Origin of the sequence: uncultured Sphingomonas sp. (assembly GCF_937859915.1) — a bacterium.
GTDB lineage: Bacteria > Pseudomonadota > Alphaproteobacteria > Sphingomonadales > Sphingomonadaceae > Solisphingomonas.
This window is the reverse complement of the sequence record NZ_CALMAW010000014.1, coordinates 1-19,601: the sequence shown is the minus strand read 5'-3', so window position 1 is coordinate 19,601 and position 19,601 is coordinate 1. Positions and strand designations below refer to the sequence as shown.

Below are 19,601 nucleotides of genomic sequence, written 5' to 3'. Positions count from 1 at the left end.
TCCGTCGCGGGTAATCGCACGCCCGCGTCCCTCCTCGGGACAGTGATCAGGCGAAGCGCGTCTTGGCGATATGCGTGATACGGCAGGCGAGATCCGCCTCGCCGCTGGCGACGACATAGGTGTCGCCGGCGTCGACGATGCCGGTGGTGAACACGACCGGAGTCGGCAGATACAGGCGATGCCCGATCGGGTCGGTGAGCGCGGGATCGGCCTCGATCAGCGGCGTCGCATCCTCGATGCGCAGCAGGTTGGACGGATCGTCGCGATCGAGCAGCGCCCAGAAGGTACGATAGCAGCCAACCTTCTCGCGCGGCTCGACGCCGTGATAGAGCATCAGCCAGCCCGCCTCGGTGAGGATCGGCGGGGTACCGCCGCCGACCTTCAACGCCGAGCTCGAGCCGCGTCGCGCGCGCAGACCCGGTGTATCGCATGGCTTCCAGTGCAGAGCGTCGGGCGAGGAGGCGAGCTGGATCACCGGGCCGCCGGCATAATCATCCATCTCGGGATAGGCGAAATAGAGTTCTCCGAGCGGCCGGGTCAGCGCCCAATATTTGCCGCCGACCAGACCCTCGAACAGCAGCATGTCCTTGTTCTGGTGATCGAGCACGAGGCCGTGCAGCGTCCAATCGAAGCCGTCGTCCGAGGTGTAGAGCGCGGTGCCGTGACGCTCGGCCGAGCAGCAGCAGACGGTCATGTGATAGCGGCCGTCGATCAGGCTGATCCGCGGGTCCTCGAGGCCGTATGCCTGATAGGAGGCGCTGGGCGCGATCGCGCGATCGTAATGGACCGCGACGACCGCGCGGCCGTCGGGAGTGAGCTCGACCGGGAGCAGCCAGGACAGCGAGGTTAGCCCCATTTGCGGATAGCCGCCGCCGCGCACGACGAAGAAGCGCGGGTCGGTCCGGTCGCTCGCCTCGACGCGGTGCGGATCGAGGACGTAGCCGGTAGGCGTCCAGCGCACCGCGCGGACGAGGCCGTCGCGCACGGGCGTTGCCAAGCCCTCGGCGACGCGGACGAGCAGCAACAGATTGCCGCTCGGCAGCCGGGTCAGCGCGGGGTTGAACGCGCCGAGCACGAAGGTCGGCTCGGCGATGGAGCCGCGCAGCGGCGAGCGCGACAGGTCGACGTCGTCAGGGCCGAAGATCAGATAGTCGTCGGTCTGGTGCATGGCAGCGCTCCTTGGCTTGGGAACGCCGTCGCCGCGCCGCCCGTTCCTGTCCCCGAAGGAGACACGCGATGGCGGACGTGAAGACCGGCGACAAGGTGACGTGGCAATCGCATGGCGGCACCGCCGAGGGCAAGGTCGTCAAGAAGGTGACCGCCAAGACGCACATCAAGGGCCACACCGTGGCCGCGACCAAGGACGATCCGCAGTTCATCGTCGAGACGGACGAGGGCAAGAAGGCCGCGCACAAGCCGACCGCGCTCAAGAAGAAGTAGGGCGCGTCTTCTTCGTCATCCCGGACCTGGTCCGGGATCCATTGACGCGGCGCCTGACCATCGAGCGCCGCGTTGATGGATTCGCGCCTTTGCGGGAATGACGGGCTTGGTACCTAGGAGCCGGGGATTGCGTCCAATCCCGCCAGCCACGGCGCCGCGGTGCCGTCGGAAGGGGCGCGCCAGTCGCCACGCGGCGACAAGGCACCCGCGGTCGAGACCTTCGGACCATTGGGGATCGCCGAGCGCTTGAACTGGCTAGTCTGGAAGAAGCGCTTCAGGAACAGCGCGAGCCAGTGGCGGATCATCGGCAGATCGTAGGCGACGCGCTGCGCCTCCGGCACGCCGAGCGGCCACGCCCCTGCCCCGGCATCGCCCCAGGCGTGGGTTGCCAGAAAGGCGATCTTGGCGGGGTCCATACCCCAGCGCACGATATGGTGGAGGAAGAAGTCGTTGAGCGCATAGGGCCCGATCTTCGCCTCGGTCGACTGGATCGCGCCGTCCGCACCCGCCGGCACCAGCTCGGGCGAGATTTCGGTGGCGAGGATGCGGGTCAGCACCGCGTCCGTCTCGGCATCATATTGGCCATCGCGGATGCACCAGCGGATCAGGAACTGAATCAGCGTCTTGGGGACGCCGGCATTGACCGCATAATGGCTCATCTGGTCGCCGACGCCGTAGGTGCACCAGCCCAGCGCCAGTTCGGACAGGTCGCCGGTGCCGAGCACCAGCCCCTCGCGCTGGTTGGCGAGCCGGAACAGATAATCGGTGCGCAGTCCGGCCTGCACATTCTCGAAGGTGACGTCATAGGCGGGTTTACCGTCCGCGAACGGGTGGCCGATATCCTCGAGTATCCGCGTTGCCGCCGGGCGGATGTCGATCTCGGCGGCGCTGACGCCGAGCGCCGTCATCAGCGCCCAGGCATTGGCCTTGGTGTCCGCCCCGGTCGCGAAGCCCGGCATGGTGAAGCCGAGGATCTCGGAGCGCGGCCGGCCGAGCCGGTCGAACGCCTTGGCGGCGACGATCAGTGCATGCGTCGAATCGAGCCCGCCCGAGACGCCGACGACCAGCCGCTTGGCGCCGGCATTGGCGACGCGGCGCTGGAGCCCCTCGACCTGGATGTTGAACGCCTCGTAGCAATCCTCGTCGAGCCGCAGCCGATCGTCGGGCACGAAGGGGAAGCGCGCGACCGAACGACGCAGGCCGATGTCCGCGAACGACGGTGCGTGCGAAAAACCGATGCGGCGGTAGCGGGTCTCGGGATGGCCGGCGGCGGCCGCCGCGTCGTTGAACGTGCCGAAGCGCATCCGCTCCGCACGAAGCCGGCCGACGTCGATGTCGGCGATGGTGAGTTCGGCGCTGTCCGAGAAACGCTGCGAGGTCGCGATCTCCTGGCCAAGCTCGTGGACGAACGCCTGCCCATCCCAGGCGAGATCGGTGGTGCTCTCGCCCGGGCCAGCGGCGGCGAAGACATAGGCCGAACAGGTTCGCGCCGACTGCGCCGCGGCGAGCGCCGCCCGCTCGCGCGCCTTGCCGACGACGATGTTCGACGCCGACAGGTTGCACAGGATCAGCGCGCCGGCGAGCGCGGCGGTTGTCGAGGGCGGGGTCGGCGCCCAATAATCCTCGCAGATCTCGGCGGCGAAGAGGAGGTCGGGCAGGTCGTCGGCCGCGAACAGCAGGTCGGTGCCGAACGGGACGGTTTCGCCCGCGACGTCGATCGTCAGCCCGGTCAGCCCGACCCCTGGCGCGAACCAGCGCTTCTCATAATATTCGCGGTAATTGGGCAGGAAACTCTTCGGCACCACCCCCAAGACCTTGCCGCGCGAGATGACCACCGCCGTATTATAGAGCCGTCCGTTGCGCGGCAGCGGCACGCCGATCACCAGCACCGGGCTCAGCTTCGCGCTGCCCGCGATGACGGTCGCCAGCGCGGCGTCGACCGCGTCGCGAAACCCGTCCTGCAGATGCAGGTCGTCGACCGCATAGGAGGACAGGTTGAGCTCGGGATAGACGACGAGATCGACATGCGCGTCATGTGCCGCCTGCGCGAGCGCCAGCGTCGCCTGCGCATTGGCCGCGGGGTCGCCGACAGTGGCGATCGGGGTCGCGGCGGCGACGCGGACCAATCCATGCGCATGGATCGCACGAAAATGCTTGTCGGCCTTGCTCACCCGCCACTCCCGGCTGTTCCGCCAACGCCTCTAGCGGGTTATGCTCCACGACGCGACAGGCGGAGAAGGATGCCATGATAGCCGCAGGAGCAAGGATCGCGCGACCCTCTCGTTGCTCGCTTCGCAGCGGTTCGGATCGATGCTGGAAGGCGGGCGGAACGATCGCGACGCTGCCCGGTTGCGTCCGCACCGATAGGAGAATGACGTGAGCGTAGCGTTCCGTCGCGACAGCGACGAAGAGCATAAAGAGCCCAAATTCGAGCTGCCGATTCCCGCCGGCCCCAATCTGGTGACCACGCGCGGGCTCGCCGCGATCGCGGCGAAGGTCGCCGAACTGGAGGCCGCCGCGACCGACACGATGGCCGAGGCGCCGCGGGCCGAGCATCTGCGCACGCTGCGCTATTGGCGCACCCGCCTCGCGACCGCGCAGCCGACGCCGCCGCCGGCTGCCGGCGAAGTCGCCTTCGGGTCGCGCGTGGTGTTCACGCTTCACGGCGAGACGCGGACGATCGACATCGTCGGCGACGACGAGGCCGAGCCCGCCGCCGGTCGCATCGCCTTCTCGGCGCCGCTCGCGCGCCTGCTGATCGGCGGCTACGCCGGCGAGCGGCTCGACTTCGGTGGCAAGCCCGACGCGATCACGATCGTCTCGAGCGCTCCCATCCCCGCCTGATTCTTCTCCGGAGACCTGTCATGGCCGATTACCGCATGCTCATCCGCCGCACCGGTGGCCCGGAGACCATCGAGCACGAGACCATCACGCCGACCGAGCCAGGCATCGGCGAGGCGCGCGTGCGCCAGACCGCCGTCGGGCTCAACTTCATCGACACCTATCAGCGTTCCGGCCTGTATCCGATCGAGCTTCCCTCCGGGATGGGCAGCGAGGCGGCGGGTATCGTCGAGGCGATCGGCGACGGCGTGGAGGGCATCGCGGTCGGTGATCGCGTCGCCTATGCGGGCGGCCCGCCCGGCGCCTATGCCACGGTGCGCACGCTCGACGCCGCCCTGCTGGTGCCATTGCCCGATGCCATTTCGGACGAGGCCGCCGCAGGCGCGATGCTGAAAGGTGGCACCGCCGCCTATCTGATCGGGCCATGCGCGAAGGTCGAGGCGGGTCAGGCCGTGCTCGTCCATGCCGCGGCGGGCGGCGTCGGCTCGATCCTCGTGCAATGGCTGTCGGCGATGGGGGCGACCGTGATCGCGCACGCCGGATCCGCGGACAAGGCCGCGCATGCCGGGACGCTGGGTGCGGCGCATGCGCTGTCCTGCCCGATGGACCAGCTCGCCGACGAGGTCCGGCGGCTGACCGACGGCGCCGGTGTCGCCACCGTGTTCGACGGCGTCGGCAAGGCGAGCTGGGCGGCATCGCTCGGATCGGTGGCGCGGCGCGGCCTGATCGCGAGCTACGGCAATGCGAGCGGCGCCGTACCGCCGGTCGAGATGCTGGCCTTGATGCGCGCCGGATCGATCTTCGTTACGCGGCCGACGATGGCAGATTACACCCGGACACCCGCCGAACGTCGTCAACTTGCCGCCAGTCTTTTCGATCGGATTGCAGCAGGCGCCGTCAACATACGGATCGGACGGCGTTTTCCGCTTCGCCAAGCGGCAGAGGCGCAACGCGCGATGGAGGCCCGCGAAACCACCGGTTCGACCATCCTGCTGCCCTGAACCCCGCAAAAAGGCGCGCAAACGCTGGACGTTCGCCAATTTGAGGGGCTATGGCACTGCTTCCGTCAAGGAGGAGAAGATTTCCATGAACAATTCCGAGCTCGCCGAGCAGATCGCTGCCGGCCACGACCTGTCCAAAGCCGATGCCCGCAAGGTCGTCGACGCCGTGTTCGCCGCGATCACCGATGCCGCTGCCAGCGGCACCGAAGTGTCGATCAGCGGCTTCGGCAAGTTCAAGGTCAAGGACAGCCCCGCCCGTGAAGGCCGCAACCCTGCGACCGGCGCCGCGATGACCATCGCAGCATCGAAGAAGCTCGGCTTTGCGCCCGCCAAGGCGGTGAAGGACAAGCTCAACGGCTGATCGTTTCGCCGGGTTCGTTCGCTCCTTCTTCACGAAGGCAGCGACGGGCAAGGCGACCGCGACCCGGGTACCAGCTTCGCCGCGGTTTGCGAGGCGGCGCTGGCACCTGGTGTCTGGTCGGGCGGTATCGGCATTGACCGGTACACACGGATTTAAGACATCGCCAGCCGGCCTCTCGTGAACATCGGCATTCGGCGCTTATATGTCCTCTGCACGACGCTGAGCGGCGTGCCCTCTCAAAAATCGCCGGCACGGCGTAGATCGCACACCGGCAAAGCGGCCAATTCTGCGACCTTGTTCGACATCGGGCGCATCGCGTGGAACATGCGTGCAATCTAAACGCGGCGTTAACGCCTAATCGATAGCGCACTTCTGTCATTGGAGAACGCGCTTGCCGTCGAGGCCCCCTGCAGCATCACGATTGTCGACCCTGCTGGCGACGCTTGCCGACGCCGCAACGCGGCTTCCACGCGGCCTCGCCTGGCTACTGACGGTCGGGTCGCTGACCGCGGTCGCCGCCGCGGACTATCTGACCGGGCTCGAGATCAGCTTGGGGACCGCCTATCTGATGATCGCCTGTTTCGCCGCTTGGTGTCTTGGCGAGCGCATCGGCATGATCTTCGGCTTCGGCTCGGTGCTTCTCGCCGGATGGATCAACGGCTTCCACTCGGCGTTCCCGATGCGCGGACTTGGCATCTCCGACGTCGCGATGATCTGGAACACCTGCGGCCGGCTGCTGTCGACCGGGATGCTGGTCGCGCTGGCGGGCGGGCTGCGCTGCGCGCTCGACCAGGCACGCTGGCGGGCTTCGACCGACGGGCTGACCGGCGCGCTCAACAAGGCGACCTTTGCCAACCGTATGCAGACGCTGGTCACGCTCGCACGGCAGCGCGACGAAGCGCTGGTCGTCGCCTATGTCGATCTCGACGGTTTCAAGGCGATCAACGACAATATGGGCCATGCCGCGGGCGATGCACTGCTGTGCCGCTTCGCCGATGCGGCGGGTGAGGCGATCCGCGGCAGCGATCTGTTCGCGCGCGTGGGGGGTGACGAGTTCATGGCGTTGCTTACCGTTGCCGATTGCGCGCAAGGCGACGTCGCAGCCGAGCGGCTGCATGCGCGGCTGTCCGACATTCTCCGCGCCGACGGCCAGGGGGTCACCTGCAGCGTCGGGGCACTGATCGTCGAGGGTACGCGCGTCGCGCATGTCGATATGCTGATCGATGCCGCGGATGGCCTGATGTACGAAGTCAAACGCGCGGGGAAGGATTCGATCCGGATCGCGCGCGACGATCTGCAGCAGGTCTCGCGCATGCGGCCCCGCCGGGCGGTCTCAAGCTTTCTGGCGGAACAGGCAGCATGACCGACTATTATTCTCCGGCCCGGCGTCCCGCCGACGAGCTGGCGCGCCAACGCGCGGTCGATACATCGGGATTTATGGGCGCGGCCGGCGACCCCGCGCTTGCGGCGATCGTGCGCGAAGCCGCCGAGCTATTCGGCATGCCGATGGCGGCGATCTCGATCGTCGACCACGACCGCCAATGGTTTCCCGTCGAGCAGGGGATTGGCGCCAGCGAGACCGCGCGCGCCGCATCCTTCTGCGCGCACGCGATGGTCGACGCCAGCGGCGCGATGTGTATCGCCGACGCCACCAACGACGGTCGTTTCGCCGGCAATCCGCTGGTGCTCGCCGGTCCGCACATCCGCTTCTATATGGGCATGCCGCTCATCGCGGACGATGGCCAGCCGCTGGGCGCGCTCTGCGTGCTCGACAGGGCCCGCGGCGAGCCGCCGAGCCCCGCGCAGCTCAACGCGATGGCCGAGCTCGCGCGCCGCGCCCTCGCCCGCGCTGCCGCACTTCGTTAAGCGAGCGCCAGCCGGCGCGTCGAAGCCGGGCGGCCATTGGCAACGCTGGCGAGAAGCAATTCGACCTGATCGCCGGTGAAGCCCTGCGCCTTCACCGCCTTGATCGCCGACACCGGCACCGCGAAACTGTCCTGCCAGGCATGGACCGCGAGACGGCGCAACGCCTCGAGACGGGGATCGGCAAGCCGCGGGTTGGCACCGGCCCCGAACAGCCGCGCCATCAGCCGCGCCATCCGATCGGGCTCGCGCAGACTCGACAGGCCATCGCGCTGGGCCAGTACGATCACCTGCCACTCGCGGCGGGTGAAGCCGACCGGTTCGACCGCCACCGTCGCATAGGACGCCGCTTCGGCCACTTCGCGTACATCGAGATAAGCCATGTCCGGCTCCCAATCCTGGGCGCCATCACGACGCCGCCCTATTCCCTACCGGGCAGTATATAAAGGAGCGATCCGGGATTGGTCAACCGATATTCATACCGGTCGGTAGATTAATTCAGCGGCCGGGCCAGATCGCCAGCGTCGTCTCGACGAGGCTGCCCAATTCGGCGCAGCTGGCGCCCGTGCTGGCCTGCACCGAGAGCCCCTGCATGATCGCGTAGAGATAGCTGGCAAGCGCGTGGGGCTCGATCGTCGCGGGAAGGTCACCCTCGGCCTTGCCCCGCTCGAATCGGGCGATCAGCGCCGCATGTGCGGGCGCACGACGCGCGATCACTTCGGCCTTGATCGACTCGGCTTCCGGACCGCAGGCAAGGCTGGACGTGACGCCCAGACACCCCTTCGGGTCGCAGCTGCTGCTCTGCTGCTTGAGCGCGCCGCGGAGCAGCCGCTCGGCGACGCCGCGCACCGTGTCCGCCTCCAGCGCGGTCTCGATATAGGCGAGCTTTTCGCGCTCATACAGGTCAAGCGCTTTGCGGAACAACGCTTCCTTATTGCCGAAACAGGCATAGAGGCTGGGCCGGGTTACCCCCATCGCCTCGGTCAGTTCGGTGAGCGACGCGCCCTCATAGCCGCGCAGCCAAAATACGCGCAATGCCGACGCCAGCGCTGCATCGACGTCGAACTCACGCGGTCTGCCACGCGGGGCAGGACAGGCTAGGGCACTTTCCATACCGATCGATATAGTGATGCACGCGCCATTCGTCCATGCCGCACGGCGGCGGTTGTGCTCGGCCCCTGCGTCGGCCGACCGACCGCGGCGCGCATAGGGCGATGTCGCGCACATTGTTCATCGCCGATACAGCGGCATGACGGGCAGAAGCCGGCACCACCTGTGTGCGGAAACCAAGCAAATGATCCTAGGACCATCGGTCGCAATCGGTCCGATCCTGCCGGTCGACGTCCCTGCCCTGTTCGCCTGGTCGGACGATGCCGAGGCAGCGCGCTGCAACGGCACCTATCGGCCGGCGAATTGGCACCGGGAAGAAGCCTTCTGGCTGAACGCGGCGAACGACCCGTCGCGGGTCTTTTTCGCGATCCGGGCAAAGACTGGCCCCGAAATCGTCGGCTACATCCAGATATCCCGGATCGAGCCCGCCCATCGCTCCGCCGAGCTTGCGATCCGCATCGGCCAACCAGCCAACCGCCGCCTCGGCTATGGCCGCGAAGCGCTGGCGCTGACGATCGACTATTGCTGGCGCCAGCTCAACCTTTCGCGCCTCTGGCTCACCGTGTTCGCGGACAACGACGGCGCGATCGCGCTTTATCGCGCGCTCGGGTTCGAGCCGGAAGGACGGCTTCGCCAAGCGGTCTATATCGATGGCGCGTGGATCGATCTGGTGGTGATGGGGCTGCTGCGGGCCGATCGCTGAGGCGACGCTGCGCCCATGTGCTGGAGCGGATAGAGGGAATCGAACCCTCGTCACAAGCTTGGAAGGCTAGTGCTCTACCATTGAGCTATACCCGCGAATCAACTACTTAGCGCCGCTTTAGCCCTCAGCGAACCACCGGTTTACAAATCCGGTTTACAGACCGCGTCTGAGCCGATCGCGAAATGCCACGGCGGGAGCATCGCCGTCAACGCTGATCTTCGGCGGTTTCGAAGGCCAAAGATGCATTATGACCAATCAGAAGCCGCGTGCGATGCGCTGCCCTAGCGCGACAGTCCGGACATGATCGCTAACGTAGATTTTGCGAATCCGTGCAACGCGCCTGGACGACCAACCCATGATGTCGGCGATATCCTCGTCGGTCAGATCGGTAGTCGTCATCAGACGGGTCACGAAGGTTCCGCGAATGTCATGAAGGTGCTTATTTTTCGCCTCGCCCGTGTCTTCGTCGAGGATATGGATGAGCCCTGCTTTCGCCGCGATTTTGCTCACCTCTCGCGTGAGGGTGGCGAGATGCCAGGGAACGCCTTTAGCAGTTACTAACAGCGTTTGGACGCCAGGTGCGCGCGCGCGATCCGCCAGCTTTTCTAATATGGCATCAAGCTGGGGGATCCGAGGTATCGTCGCGATCTGCCGCTCGCCACCGCTCTCCTTTCTAGCCTTGGTGACGATCGCAAAAGTTTGGACCTTCTTCCAAGTTACCCTGGCAAGGTCCTCGCGTCTCAGCCCTGTAACGCCTGCAAAGTCGATGGCATCCAAGACCGGCCAGTCCTCGGGCTCCGCGGCGTTGCGAACCGCCTCAAGATCCTCTTCGGTCCAGATGATCTCCGCTCGCTGCCCGCTTTTGTAGAGCTTTCCGACACCGGCCGCGACGTTGATGCGCAGCAGTCCCAGTTGGATACCATATTTGAGAAGCGCGCGAAGAACGGTGATCCGGTTGTCCGCGGCCCGGGGGGTATTCTTGCGGCTGTCTCGCCACCCGACAACCTTCTGGATCATCCGGGTATCGTCGAAGACCGCCAAGGGAACCTTGCTCCACTTCCTATCGATCGCGTTGAGCATGTAGCCCCAAGTGTCGCGCGTATTGGGTTTTAGGAGTGCCCATTCTGGGCTGATGCGCCATTGGTTGACCAAGGCGCCGAGTGTGCCCGCATGGCGGGGAGGCGCGCTGGCCCGCTTCGCCTTGGCCTCCGAAAGCAAGGTGAGGGCCGCTTCTGAGAGTTTGGGTTTCTTCCGACCGTCGGCCGACATGATCCGCGGGCCACCACGCCAAGCATAAACATACCATCGGATGCTGCCACCCGAGAGCCTCTTGCGCACGAAATGAACGCCCTCGATCACAGGCGGCTAGCCCATTCGGCGAAGACGTCGGCCGACTGGCGCTCGGCCGAAGCGGGTGCCACAATCCGAATCGTTCCGTCGGCGCGAACCTCGAGCTCGCCGATGACCATGCCGGCCTTCTTGGCTGCTGCAACGACGCGCTTGATCGTAACGACGCTGATAGGACTGTTGATGCGCGCATGGCGCATGGATTTTTCCTCCCGAGAACTGATGTTCTCAGGGCCCTTCCCCACGCCTCCTTTGACAGGCGCGCAGCGCTTCTTCTCCGATCCGGGACCCGGAACGAATATTCCCTCGTTTTCAGGGAACAGCGGAAGGTCGATCTGGGTATCACCCGATTCGACCGGCGCTACGGCAGGGCGCGCTGACGCACGTGCCGCAGGATCCTTTATTTGAGCCACTGAGCGTATCCGCACGTAGCCGCTAGCCGACCCTCGGCCAGGAACGACGCGGCCGAGGGCCTGCTAGCGGGATTTCGCTGTCGGTCGTCGCTCCATGGCCGCTACTGATATAGCAGCCATGAGAAGGAGCCTGGTCTGGATATTGGCTAAGGGCAAGGACCGTCCAGCGGCACCGTGCAAATATTTTCTAGCAGCGGCGTTTCGCTGACGCTTATGCCAGCTTCGCCGCAACCAGCCGGAACTTCTCGAGCGCGGTTTCCAGGGCTGCCGACGATCTGAGCAATAATCTCAGCGGGCGGTGGCAGGGTGTCCAAGTCGGTGGCGCTGGCTTCCTTCAGCCAGAACAGGTCGGGGTTCAGCTTGTTGCGCTTCGCCAGATCGACCTACGGCCGCGCATGTCAGTCGATCCGCCGTATCGTCTCCTCGAGCCTACCGACGACAAAACCCAACTTTCGGAAGGTCATACGGTTGAGGACAGTGCGTCCGTCCGGCTCAAGGTAGAGGAACTGCTCCACCGCGATGCCGGACTTCATGCCGTACCTGACATGGAAACAGTTTCCTGCGACGTCGCCGGATACCGGGGTGACGGCGTCGGACAGTGTGCCCTCATAGTGACCCGACCGCTCGTTTCGAAGCCGCCATTCCCGCTTCTTCGGCGGCTTGCCGGTCCGATCCACCATCTGGTCAAGGACGATCGTGTCGTCTCTATCCATCCGGCCGACGCCGTGAACGGCGATCGAGCGCTTGGCGGATAGCACGACCGTTATAGTGCCTAAGCCCTCGGTTCTGCCGAGGAAGAACTGCTCGGGCACGAACGCCGGCGCAGCGGAGGCAACAGGCCGTTGGACGCTGACGCACCCGGATAGCAGCAGTTCCAGAAGGGTGCCGAGGCGCTGCAACGATTATCGACCCTTGTGACCCGTTATGCCGGTGTGGGTTTCGGACCCGGCCCCGGTGTCGTTGCCCTCCTCATCCTGCTCCATGGGCTTCCGTCGCTCAACCCTCTCGAACCCCGTCTCGTTCGCTGGTGGCGATGGCCGCTTGTTGGCGACGGGCTCGTCTGCGGGCGTGGCGGGCGTCTTGACGTCGTCAGGCATGGCGTGCTCCTTGAAGAAGCGGGTGCGATCGGTGCGATACGCGGCTCCCACCAGACCAAACGTGCGAAATGCCTGATCGCCCAAAAGCGATGCGTGGCTCGATCGTGGTCGGCGGACGTTTCCATTCTAGATCGGCAAAATAACTGAGAGCGGAGATAACGACATGACAAGTGAGCAGAAGCAGAAAGACGATCAGTCCGGCCACGAACTCGACGAGGCTCACCGTCATGCCGAGCCGAAGGGTGCGGGAGACACTGGAGAGGACGAGGGTAGCAGCGCTAACGAGGGCAACGAAGATCACTTGAAGCCAGATCAGAAGACGACATCACGGTAGATCGCGCTGGACGGGATCGCTATGCCCTCCGCATTTCGATCCCGTCACACTTGGAACAAGCCAATCGTCCGACAGGTTCAGACCTCAACCCCGTCGAGGAACGAGCCTTGGAGACATCAGAGCGGACCACCATCCTGGTTGTCGAGGACGAGGCACTCATCCGCATGGTCAGCGCCGACATCCTCGGAGATGCCGGATTCCGGGTTCTCGAAGCGGCGAACGCCGACGAGGCGATCGAAATCCTTAAGCGGGCGGAACATGTGCAACTCGTGTTCACCGACATCAGAATGCCGGGACGCATGGACGGCCTCGAACTCGCGACCTTCGTGCACTCGCAATGGCCGGACATCAGGCTCGTCGTCACTTCTGGCCACACCGTCATCCCAGACAGCGAAATACCGGATGGCGGACGTTTCGTTAGCAAGCCTTACGATCTAAAGCGCCTTGTGGCAGATATTCGCGCAGTCATCGATGCGCCCAAGCCGATGGACTCCGAAGCGCTTTAGACTGCCGGGACCTGACAGCGAAATCCGGCGCAGCATCTTCTTCGACGGTGTCGTCGCAACCGATATGGAACCTTTAGTCCGGCCGCCTCATTCCTGCTATGTCAGCACGTGTGAAGGTCGTCGTGATCCTCGCGGTAGAAACTGCAGGAGGTCGCATGGCTTGGAACAGGATCGATCAGGTAGGGCCGCCAGTCGGACGGCCGGTTCTCGTTCGTACCGTCGAAGGGGAAGAGGCTATCGTCGGCTTCCTTGGTCCCGACGGCATCTGGTACACCGGCGGTGCGCTCGTGCAGAGTTCGATGACCGTGCTCGGCGCAACGCCGACCGCGTGGTGCGAGCCCGAAGGCGAAGCGGGTCTTTAGACGTCCGATAGGGCATCGACCATCTGTAGAAACATCCGCGTCCGCGAGCCAATCCGTGCAATGGACGGATAGGCTGCTGATAGCAGGCGGCATTTGGGGCCGTCGGGACGCGAGGGGCGACGCATGACCAATGAACAATCCGCTTTGACCCCAAGCTGGGGTCTCACAGACCTGCGTCATGCCATCGAGGCTGCGGGCGTTGCACTGTGGTCGTGGGATGTCGAGACCGACCGCATTACCATGGATGCGCGAGGTTTCGACCTTTGGAGCGTCGGCGCCCAAGGCGAGATCACGTTCGAAGATTTGTCGATGAAGATCCATCCATCCGACCGGGATCGGGTGCGCGCAGCCTTTGCGGCGACGCGAGCGGTGACCGGCGCCTACGAGATCGACTTCCGGATACTGAGCGGCGACGACGTGAAGTGGATTTCCGCCCGGGGTCGCGGCAGCGACGAGGGCATCGTCGGCGACGTCATGTTCGGCATCTTCCTCGACGTGACGGGTCGAAAGCATGCCGAGGAGGCGCACGAGTTGCTGGCGGGTGAGATGAGCCACCGGGTAAAGAACCTGCTGGCGATCGCGTCGAGCCTGACGACGATCACCTCGAGATCAGCGACCAGCGCGGCCGAGATGGCGCACGAACTGACGGGTCGGCTGGCCGCTCTCGGCCGGGCGCACGACCTCGTGCGGCCATCAACGGCTGATCCCCGAGACGCGGCCCTCATCGGCGATCTGATCACCATCCTGCTCGCTCCCTATGACGACATGGGCGCCTTCACGGGTCGCGTACGGGTCTCAGTGCCCAGGATCGCCGTTGGGGAGGATGCGGCGACAAACCTCGCGCTCATTCTGCACGAGCTCGCGACCAACTCGGTGAAGTACGGTGCGCTGTCGGTCGCGACCGGCACGCTCGACGTCACCTGCTCGGTCCACGACGACGACGTTGCTCTCGTCTGGATCGAGCGAGGCGGACCGTCCGTCGAGACACCGGCGCAGGCCGGATACGGAAACAAGCTGGTTACCAGGATCGCTTCCAGACTGGGCGGTGCATACCGGTGCGACTGGTCCGCCAGCGGCGTGATCGTCAACCTTACCATGAAGATGGATCGTCTTTCCGCCTGACAGGAGACCGACGCATGATTTCGACCATCACCGAGCTCGACCGTATTCGAGCCGAATGTCGCAGCCTCGTCACGCGCCGCTCCCTGATGTCGGCTGGGATCGCCGTGGTCCCGGTGCCGGGCGCGGACGTCGTCGCCGACGTCGGGCTGCTGACCACGCTGCTCCCGAAGATCAGCGAGCGGTTCGGTCTTGATCACAATCAAGTGGCGAAGCTCGAGCCTCACCTTGCGCAGAAGGTGCTCGTCGTCGCATCTGGCATGGGCAACAACGTCATAGGCCGAATGGTGACGAAGAAGCTCGTCGTGCGGCTACTCCAACGTGTAGGAGTTCGCGTAGCGACCGCATCGGTCGCTAAGTACGTGCCGGTGCTGGGATCGCTGCTCGCTGCCGGAATCAGCTTCGGTGCCATGAAGATGGTGGGCAACTCGCACATTGACGACTGCTATGAAACGGCGAAGTCGCTCATCGGGGCTTGAGTGGATCTTCGACGTAGAGCCATCGACCGTTAGCAGATCTGATGTTCCATGCGCGTCTGCCGCCCGGTATGATAGGCATGGTCAACAGGCGGCAATGATCTGGCTGGGGGGACGGCAATGACATGGCATCTTCGTGCAGCTGCGGTGCTTGCCTTCATGCTGCTGGCGGCGGCGCAGGCCCGAGCCGACGATGATCCCCGCTTCTGTCCGACGCGTCCCAGCATCGGCGGCTCGAGCTGCACGACGGAACCAGGCCAGGTCCACGTCGAATATTCCTTCGCCGACTGGCAGCGCGACGATCAGCCCGATCAGCGTGAAGACCGTATCGTCGCGGCCGACATCCTCACCCGCGTGGGGCTCGGCAAGGATACCGAGCTCCAGCTTGGGTGGACCTCGTTCGGGCATGACCGAACCCGCGACAAGACGACTGGTGCCGTCGACGCCGTCAACGGCACGGGCGACGTCACGTTGGCGTTACGCGAACACCTGACGGGCGAAGAGAGAAAGCCGTTCTCCGCCGGCGTCCAGGCCTTCGTCACGGCACCGACGGGCCGCTATCCGATCGGCGCAGGAACATGGTCGACTGGTCTGATCGTCCCGGTCCAATACGACCTGACCAAGAAGATCGCCGTGTCTTTCACCGGGGAGGCGGATGCCGCCCCGAACCAGTCCGGCGATGGCAGGCATCTGGCTTATAGCGGGATCGCTGGCGTTCGATACAAGCTGACCGACGACATTTCGACCTACGCGGAGCTATCGGTCGAACGCGACCATGATCCGGCTGGCCACGAGACAATCGCCTTGGCGGCGTTTTCGACCGCATGGCGGCCGACGAAGACGCTCCAGTTCGACATACTGGCGGTCGCCGGCCTGAACCGTTCGTCTCCGGACATCCGCCTGGTGACCGGCGGTGCGGTGCTGTTCTAGTGCCCTCTCCTCGAGTGGCGCAGATGTCTTCGCCCGTCGCTCACTGCGCTGCGCGGAAAGGGGTCGCGAGCCCCATCCCGTTTCAAGCGATCCGGATCGAACCGCGAGGCGATAGAAGCCGAATTCGTCTGGATGGAGCCGACGGTCGCGCCCCGCTGTGGTATGACACGAATGTCTTTATGGATGTTGCCTTGGGAGGTGCGACTGCGGACCCGGCAGTAATGACCGAGACCTTATCTCGGAGAGTATGCGGGTTTCACGGACCTCGATGCGTCACGACGGTACCGGGTTCGATCGGCTCCTCGCCTGGCGCCAAAAGCACAACCTGCCACGTCGCGTTGCATCCGTCCCAATGGATGTCCGTCACGCTGACCCGCCAACCATCACCATTGGCGTGCGCTTCGTGGCACTTTTCGTGAAGGTGCTCCCGAAGCTTTTCGGCGATCGTAGCGATGTGTTCGTCGGCGTCCATGCTCCAGACCTCCAGTTAGGATCGCTGCGTCATAAGCCGCGCTACGTCAGCTTTGGTAGTCCGCCTACTCAAAAGCCGCCTGTCGGTGTTCCACCACAACCGGTCATAGACATTGGTCTGATTCCCCGCAGCCGGTCTCGGCAGCAGGCTGTTGTTAAAGGGCGCAGTCTATCTCGAAACAGCATCGGGCGCACCCTCCCCCGAATGCTGTAACCTCGGGGCTGATCGCGTGGCTTTTTGGTCAGCCCCTTTTCGGTCTCTGCCTTTTAGCGGTCTCGTTAGCGACTATATGGACGCCCGACTGGCTCCTTGCGCATCAATAAGCGGAACGCCTACTTAGCCGGCGGCACCACGCCAATATCGGAACGCAGCACCGCCTCGCGGGCTGGTATGGTGGCGGGTGATGCACTGCCGGTTATGTGGTCATGGGCACGCGTCGTTCGAACTGGCCGGAGTGAACAGCGACGCTCGGAGCCGTAGCGCACAGCCTGATAGCCTCCCAGGCATCGCGCACGTCCGCCTTGTTGAGGATCCCCATGTTTTGGAAACCAGTAAGCCGGCCCATTTCGGCCGCGTGGCTTAAGGAGCTTACAAAGGTCATCGCGCATCCATGGATGCTGGAGCGTTAGAAACGCCTTAATCGTCTGAGGGCGCGCAACAAGCCTTCCGTTTAACCGACGGCACCCTGCCGGTCAGCGGTGGTGAGCAGAAGCGCGGCGAGATCATTGCTTCGGAGTGGGTAGCTGATATGGTAGCCTTGAATGGTATCGCACCCCTCGGCGACCGAGAAATCGAACTGCTCCAATGTCTCAACCCCCTCTACCGTCGTCGACATGCCCAGGCATGATCCCATGGTGATGATGGCGCGTACGATCGCAGCACTTTCGGCATCGTCAGGTATCTGCCTGACGAATGATTGGTCAATTTTGATCTTGTCGAACGGAAATTTGCGCAGATAGCTTAGCGAGGAATAGCCGGTTCCGAAATCATCCATGGATATGCGAACGCCCGACGCCCTAAGCTTCGTCAACGTATCGATCGTGCCCTTTTCATCCGTCAGAAGCATGCCTTCGGTGATTTCGAGTTCGAGCCGTTCCGGTGCCAAACCGGCAGAGGCAAGCGCCGCGGCAACGTTGTCGACAAGCGACCGCTCGCGAAACTGTGCCGGTGAAAGATTGACGGCGACGCACATGTCATGGGGCCAAGTGACGGCTTCCATGCAAGCCGTCCGAAGGACCCAGTCTCCAAGAGGCAGGATCAGTCCGGTCTCTTCGGCGACGCCGATAAAGTCTCCCGGCGAGACCATGCCGCGGGCCGGATGGTTCCAGCGGACGAGAGCTTCGGCCGATGTGATACGTCCGGTACGCGCGTCTACTAGCGGCTGATAATAGACCTCGAATTGCTCTTCCGATAACGCTCGCCGCAGGTCCTCCTCAAGCGCCCGACGGTCTTTGGCCTGATCGTTGAGCGAAACATCATAGCGGCGAAATACGCCCTTGCCCTCGGATTTGGCAGCGTAGAGCGCGAGATCCGCATTGCGCATCAGCACGGCTGGGTCTTCGCCGTCATTGGGAGCCAGCGCGATGCCGATGCTGGTCCCGATATGGATCGATTGCCCATCGAGAAGGAACGGCCGCGCCTCGATCGTCTCGATGATCCGCGTAGCAAGAGCGTAGGCCGCTTTTTTTCCGCCCGTCGCCAGCTGCAGGATGGCAAATTCGTCGCCGCCGAGGCGCGCGACCATATCGTCCTCACGCAGCGTTGCGGTCACCCGGTCGGCAACCATTCCAAGCACCATGTCACCGGCGGCGTGACCGAGCGTATCGTTGACGAGTTTGAAGCGATCCAGGTCGAGCATAAGTACGGCGAACGGCTGATCGCGCTCCCGCCGCGATGCTGTATGGACAGCGAGCAGATCGAAGAAGCGAGTCCGATTGGGCAAGCCGGTCAGGGCGTCGTTGAATGCGAGCGACCTCATCTTTGCTTCGGTGCGCAGACGTTCGCGTTGGTCGCGTACGGCTATCACGGTCTGGACCTTGTGCCCGAGCGCTACCTCCTGGCGGAGGACCCGTACCGGTACGTTTTGCCCGTCGGCAGCAATGAGTTGGGCTTCGCGCTCCTCTCGCTCTGGTAAGCTCACCAAATCAAGACCGGGCAATAGCGAGCTGACGAAGCTCCCCGTGAGGGTCCCTGGCGCATGCCCGGAAAGACGCTCGACGCTATTGTTGGCGGTAATGATGATATCGTCGCTGCAAATCAGCAACCCTTCGAGCGCCACGTCGGCCAGCTCGCGCAGTCGGCGACGGTCGCGACGAAGACGAACCTTTGCGGCTATGTCGAACCGCCAACCAAGCACTGCCAGAACGATCAGGGCGAGCGAAACACCTGCGACCACCGGTGTAATCGCCTGAGGCGAGACGGCATCAGGCCGAAAGCGTGCGGACGGATCAAAATGAAGCGTCATCGCGGCCATGCCGCAGAAGTGAAGCAGAGCGATCGAGAACAGCAGCAAGGGGGCGGCCGCCATTCTGATCCGGCGGCTTCTACTAGCCGCAACAACCATTGCCAGGCCGGCGATCGGCAAGCTGACCACAATGGATGGGACGACGAGCCGGAGATTCCACGATACCGTGCCCTGCACGAGATAGGCGGCCTGACCGACATAATGGAGCGTCGCCACGCCGACGCCGACGATCATGCCCGCGCCAAATTGCTTGTGGCGACCGCGGACGCGTATCGCGATAGAAACTCCGGTACCGATACCGACAATGGCACAGGATAACGATATGGCGGTCAGCACGGGGTCGAAAGCGGCGGGCATCCCAGGCTTGAACGCCAGCAAGACGATGAAGTGCGTGGCCCAGGCCGTGCAGCCGCTGGCGACCACACTTGCTAGCCCCCAGTAGGTCCGTGGGCGTCCCTCCTGCCGCGCTGCGTGATAGGCGATTGCGAACGAGGCGTAGATACCCACCGCACAGACGACGCCAGCAACGATCATTAGCCGCGCATCGTGGGCGTGCCGTATGCAATCGAAGACGGATGAGAACGCGCCGATCATGCAGGCATAATGCGCTTCGTGAATTAAGAAATTCTGTCGGTCTCCTTTCAGAGACCCCGCGTTAGCGGCCTTTTCCATGAAGCGTCTGATCCGACCCGGCGCTTCGTTTGTCTAAGGAAGCTCTGCGTAGGTGGGATGTTGGGTGGTGAGCGGCGGCAGTCACGTGTT

21 protein-coding genes and 1 tRNA gene are annotated in these 19,601 nt (G+C 64.3%); 12 read left to right on the top strand and 10 right to left on the bottom strand.

Features of this window, described 5'->3' with window-relative positions; genetic code table 11:
* Positions 1-46: 46 nt before the first annotated feature.
* Positions 47-1,168 carry a glycosidase gene (locus tag Q0326_RS02160; RefSeq protein ID WP_298686602.1) on the bottom strand — a complete coding sequence of 374 codons (1,122 nt, stop codon included), beginning with the start codon at positions 1,166-1,168 and terminating at the stop codon, positions 47-49.
* A gap of 68 nt (positions 1,169-1,236) precedes the next feature.
* Between Q0326_RS02160 and Q0326_RS02155 the strand changes: the two genes are divergently transcribed.
* Positions 1,237-1,440, top strand: coding sequence for a DUF2945 domain-containing protein (locus tag Q0326_RS02155; RefSeq protein ID WP_298686598.1), 204 nt, complete (start codon positions 1,237-1,239; stop codon positions 1,438-1,440).
* Positions 1,441-1,553: 113 nt separating this feature from the next.
* On the opposite strand, the gene Q0326_RS02150 is transcribed toward Q0326_RS02155, so the two are convergent.
* Positions 1,554-3,611: an NAD(+) synthase gene (locus tag Q0326_RS02150; RefSeq protein WP_298686597.1), complete on the bottom strand. Its 2,058-nt coding sequence runs from the start codon at positions 3,609-3,611 to the stop codon at positions 1,554-1,556.
* A gap of 205 nt (positions 3,612-3,816) precedes the next feature.
* On the opposite strand from Q0326_RS02150, the gene Q0326_RS02145 reads away from it, so the two are divergent.
* From Q0326_RS02145 to Q0326_RS02125, 5 genes are all read left to right on the top strand, one after another.
* On the top strand, positions 3,817-4,284 hold the full coding sequence (locus tag Q0326_RS02145) for a GreA/GreB family elongation factor (RefSeq protein ID WP_298686595.1): 468 nt from the start codon (positions 3,817-3,819) through the stop codon (positions 4,282-4,284).
* 20 nt (positions 4,285-4,304) lie between these two features.
* On the top strand, positions 4,305-5,282 hold the full coding sequence (locus Q0326_RS02140) for a quinone oxidoreductase (RefSeq protein WP_298686593.1): 978 nt from the start codon (positions 4,305-4,307) through the stop codon (positions 5,280-5,282).
* Positions 5,283-5,367: 85 nt separating this feature from the next.
* On the top strand, positions 5,368-5,643 hold the full coding sequence (locus Q0326_RS02135) for an HU family DNA-binding protein (RefSeq protein ID WP_298686591.1): 276 nt from the start codon (positions 5,368-5,370) through the stop codon (positions 5,641-5,643).
* Between the two features lie 421 nt (positions 5,644-6,064).
* The gene (locus Q0326_RS02130; RefSeq protein ID WP_298686589.1) at positions 6,065-7,006 is read left to right on the top strand and encodes a GGDEF domain-containing protein; all 942 of its coding nucleotides are present in this window, start codon (positions 6,065-6,067) and stop codon (positions 7,004-7,006) included.
* Positions 7,003-7,509: a GAF domain-containing protein gene (locus tag Q0326_RS02125; RefSeq protein ID WP_298686587.1), complete on the top strand. Its 507-nt coding sequence runs from the start codon at positions 7,003-7,005 to the stop codon at positions 7,507-7,509. Before Q0326_RS02130 ends, Q0326_RS02125 begins: the two co-directional genes overlap by 4 nt.
* Here Q0326_RS02125 and Q0326_RS02120 read toward each other — a convergent pair.
* Positions 7,506-7,889, bottom strand: coding sequence for a hypothetical protein (locus Q0326_RS02120; protein ID WP_298686585.1), 384 nt, complete (start codon positions 7,887-7,889; stop codon positions 7,506-7,508). The genes Q0326_RS02125 and Q0326_RS02120 overlap by 4 nt on opposite strands.
* Before the next feature lie 115 nt (positions 7,890-8,004).
* Entirely contained in the window at positions 8,005-8,619 is a 615-nt protein-coding gene (locus Q0326_RS02115) for a TetR/AcrR family transcriptional regulator (protein ID WP_298686583.1), read from the bottom strand.
* Positions 8,620-8,800: 181 nt separating this feature from the next.
* Here Q0326_RS02115 and Q0326_RS02110 point away from each other — a divergent pair, with 181 nt between their 5' ends.
* Entirely contained in the window at positions 8,801-9,319 is a 519-nt protein-coding gene (locus Q0326_RS02110) for a GNAT family protein (protein ID WP_298686581.1), read from the top strand.
* A gap of 21 nt (positions 9,320-9,340) precedes the next feature.
* Here the strand turns inward: Q0326_RS02110 and Q0326_RS02105 are convergent.
* The 4 genes from Q0326_RS02105 to Q0326_RS02090 form a co-directional block, all read right to left on the bottom strand.
* A tRNA-Gly gene (locus Q0326_RS02105) sits at positions 9,341-9,414 on the bottom strand.
* Positions 9,415-9,574: 160 nt separating this feature from the next.
* The gene (locus Q0326_RS02100) at positions 9,575-10,678 is read right to left on the bottom strand and encodes a tyrosine-type recombinase/integrase (RefSeq protein WP_298686579.1); all 1,104 of its coding nucleotides are present in this window, start codon (positions 10,676-10,678) and stop codon (positions 9,575-9,577) included.
* Positions 10,675-11,079: a hypothetical protein gene (locus Q0326_RS02095; protein WP_298686577.1), complete on the bottom strand. Its 405-nt coding sequence runs from the start codon at positions 11,077-11,079 to the stop codon at positions 10,675-10,677. Before Q0326_RS02095 ends, Q0326_RS02100 begins: the two co-directional genes overlap by 4 nt.
* 398 nt (positions 11,080-11,477) lie before the next feature.
* Positions 11,478-11,978, bottom strand: a complete 501-nt coding sequence (locus tag Q0326_RS02090) for a DUF3833 family protein (protein ID WP_298686575.1) — start codon at positions 11,976-11,978, stop codon at positions 11,478-11,480.
* A 582-nt stretch (positions 11,979-12,560) separates the two neighbouring features.
* Between Q0326_RS02090 and Q0326_RS02085 the strand changes: the two genes are divergently transcribed.
* From Q0326_RS02085 to Q0326_RS02065, 5 genes are all read left to right on the top strand, one after another.
* Positions 12,561-13,016: a response regulator gene (locus tag Q0326_RS02085; RefSeq protein ID WP_298686573.1), complete on the top strand. Its 456-nt coding sequence runs from the start codon at positions 12,561-12,563 to the stop codon at positions 13,014-13,016.
* Between the two features lie 110 nt (positions 13,017-13,126).
* Positions 13,127-13,378 carry a hypothetical protein gene (locus Q0326_RS02080; protein WP_298686571.1) on the top strand — a complete coding sequence of 84 codons (252 nt, stop codon included), beginning with the start codon at positions 13,127-13,129 and terminating at the stop codon, positions 13,376-13,378.
* Between the two features lie 123 nt (positions 13,379-13,501).
* Positions 13,502-14,500, top strand: a complete 999-nt coding sequence (locus tag Q0326_RS02075; RefSeq protein ID WP_298686569.1) for an HWE histidine kinase domain-containing protein — start codon at positions 13,502-13,504, stop codon at positions 14,498-14,500.
* Between the two features lie 14 nt (positions 14,501-14,514).
* A complete protein-coding gene (locus tag Q0326_RS02070; protein ID WP_298686567.1) occupies positions 14,515-14,976 on the top strand; it encodes a hypothetical protein in 462 nt (153 codons plus the stop codon).
* Positions 14,977-15,093: 117 nt separating this feature from the next.
* Positions 15,094-15,903, top strand: a complete 810-nt coding sequence (locus Q0326_RS02065) for a transporter (protein WP_298686565.1) — start codon at positions 15,094-15,096, stop codon at positions 15,901-15,903.
* Between the two features lie 256 nt (positions 15,904-16,159).
* Here the strand turns inward: Q0326_RS02065 and Q0326_RS02060 are convergent, their stop codons facing one another.
* The gene (locus tag Q0326_RS02060) at positions 16,160-16,375 is read right to left on the bottom strand and encodes a hypothetical protein (RefSeq protein ID WP_298686563.1); all 216 of its coding nucleotides are present in this window, start codon (positions 16,373-16,375) and stop codon (positions 16,160-16,162) included.
* Positions 16,376-17,045: 670 nt separating this feature from the next.
* Positions 17,046-19,511 (bottom strand): EAL domain-containing protein, encoded by a 2,466-nt coding sequence (locus Q0326_RS02055; RefSeq protein ID WP_298686561.1) that lies wholly within the window; start codon positions 19,509-19,511, stop codon positions 17,046-17,048.
* Positions 19,512-19,601 lie beyond the last annotated feature (90 nt).

Excerpts from the sequence above, each read along its gene's own strand:
- Q0326_RS02110 (WP_298686581.1), top strand. The coding sequence starts at position 8,801 with ATGATCCTAGGACCATCGGTCGCAATCGGTCCGATCCTGCCGGTCGAC.
- Q0326_RS02125 (WP_298686587.1), top strand. The coding sequence starts at position 7,003 with ATGACCGACTATTATTCTCCGGCCCGGCGTCCCGCCGACGAGCTGGCG.
- Q0326_RS02115 (WP_298686583.1), bottom strand. The coding sequence starts at position 8,619 with ATGGAAAGTGCCCTAGCCTGTCCTGCCCCGCGTGGCAGACCGCGTGAG.
- Q0326_RS02075 (WP_298686569.1), top strand. The coding sequence starts at position 13,502 with ATGACCAATGAACAATCCGCTTTGACCCCAAGCTGGGGTCTCACAGAC.
- Q0326_RS02135 (WP_298686591.1), top strand. The coding sequence starts at position 5,368 with ATGAACAATTCCGAGCTCGCCGAGCAGATCGCTGCCGGCCACGACCTG.
- Q0326_RS02070 (WP_298686567.1), top strand. The coding sequence starts at position 14,515 with ATGATTTCGACCATCACCGAGCTCGACCGTATTCGAGCCGAATGTCGC.
- Q0326_RS02055 (WP_298686561.1), bottom strand. The coding sequence starts at position 19,511 with ATGGAAAAGGCCGCTAACGCGGGGTCTCTGAAAGGAGACCGACAGAAT.
- Q0326_RS02155 (WP_298686598.1), top strand. The coding sequence starts at position 1,237 with ATGGCGGACGTGAAGACCGGCGACAAGGTGACGTGGCAATCGCATGGC.
- Q0326_RS02120 (WP_298686585.1), bottom strand. The coding sequence starts at position 7,889 with ATGGCTTATCTCGATGTACGCGAAGTGGCCGAAGCGGCGTCCTATGCG.
- Q0326_RS02060 (WP_298686563.1), bottom strand. The coding sequence starts at position 16,375 with ATGGACGCCGACGAACACATCGCTACGATCGCCGAAAAGCTTCGGGAG.
- Q0326_RS02140 (WP_298686593.1), top strand. The coding sequence starts at position 4,305 with ATGGCCGATTACCGCATGCTCATCCGCCGCACCGGTGGCCCGGAGACC.
- Q0326_RS02160 (WP_298686602.1), bottom strand. The coding sequence starts at position 1,168 with ATGCACCAGACCGACGACTATCTGATCTTCGGCCCTGACGACGTCGAC.
- Q0326_RS02065 (WP_298686565.1), top strand. The coding sequence starts at position 15,094 with ATGACATGGCATCTTCGTGCAGCTGCGGTGCTTGCCTTCATGCTGCTG.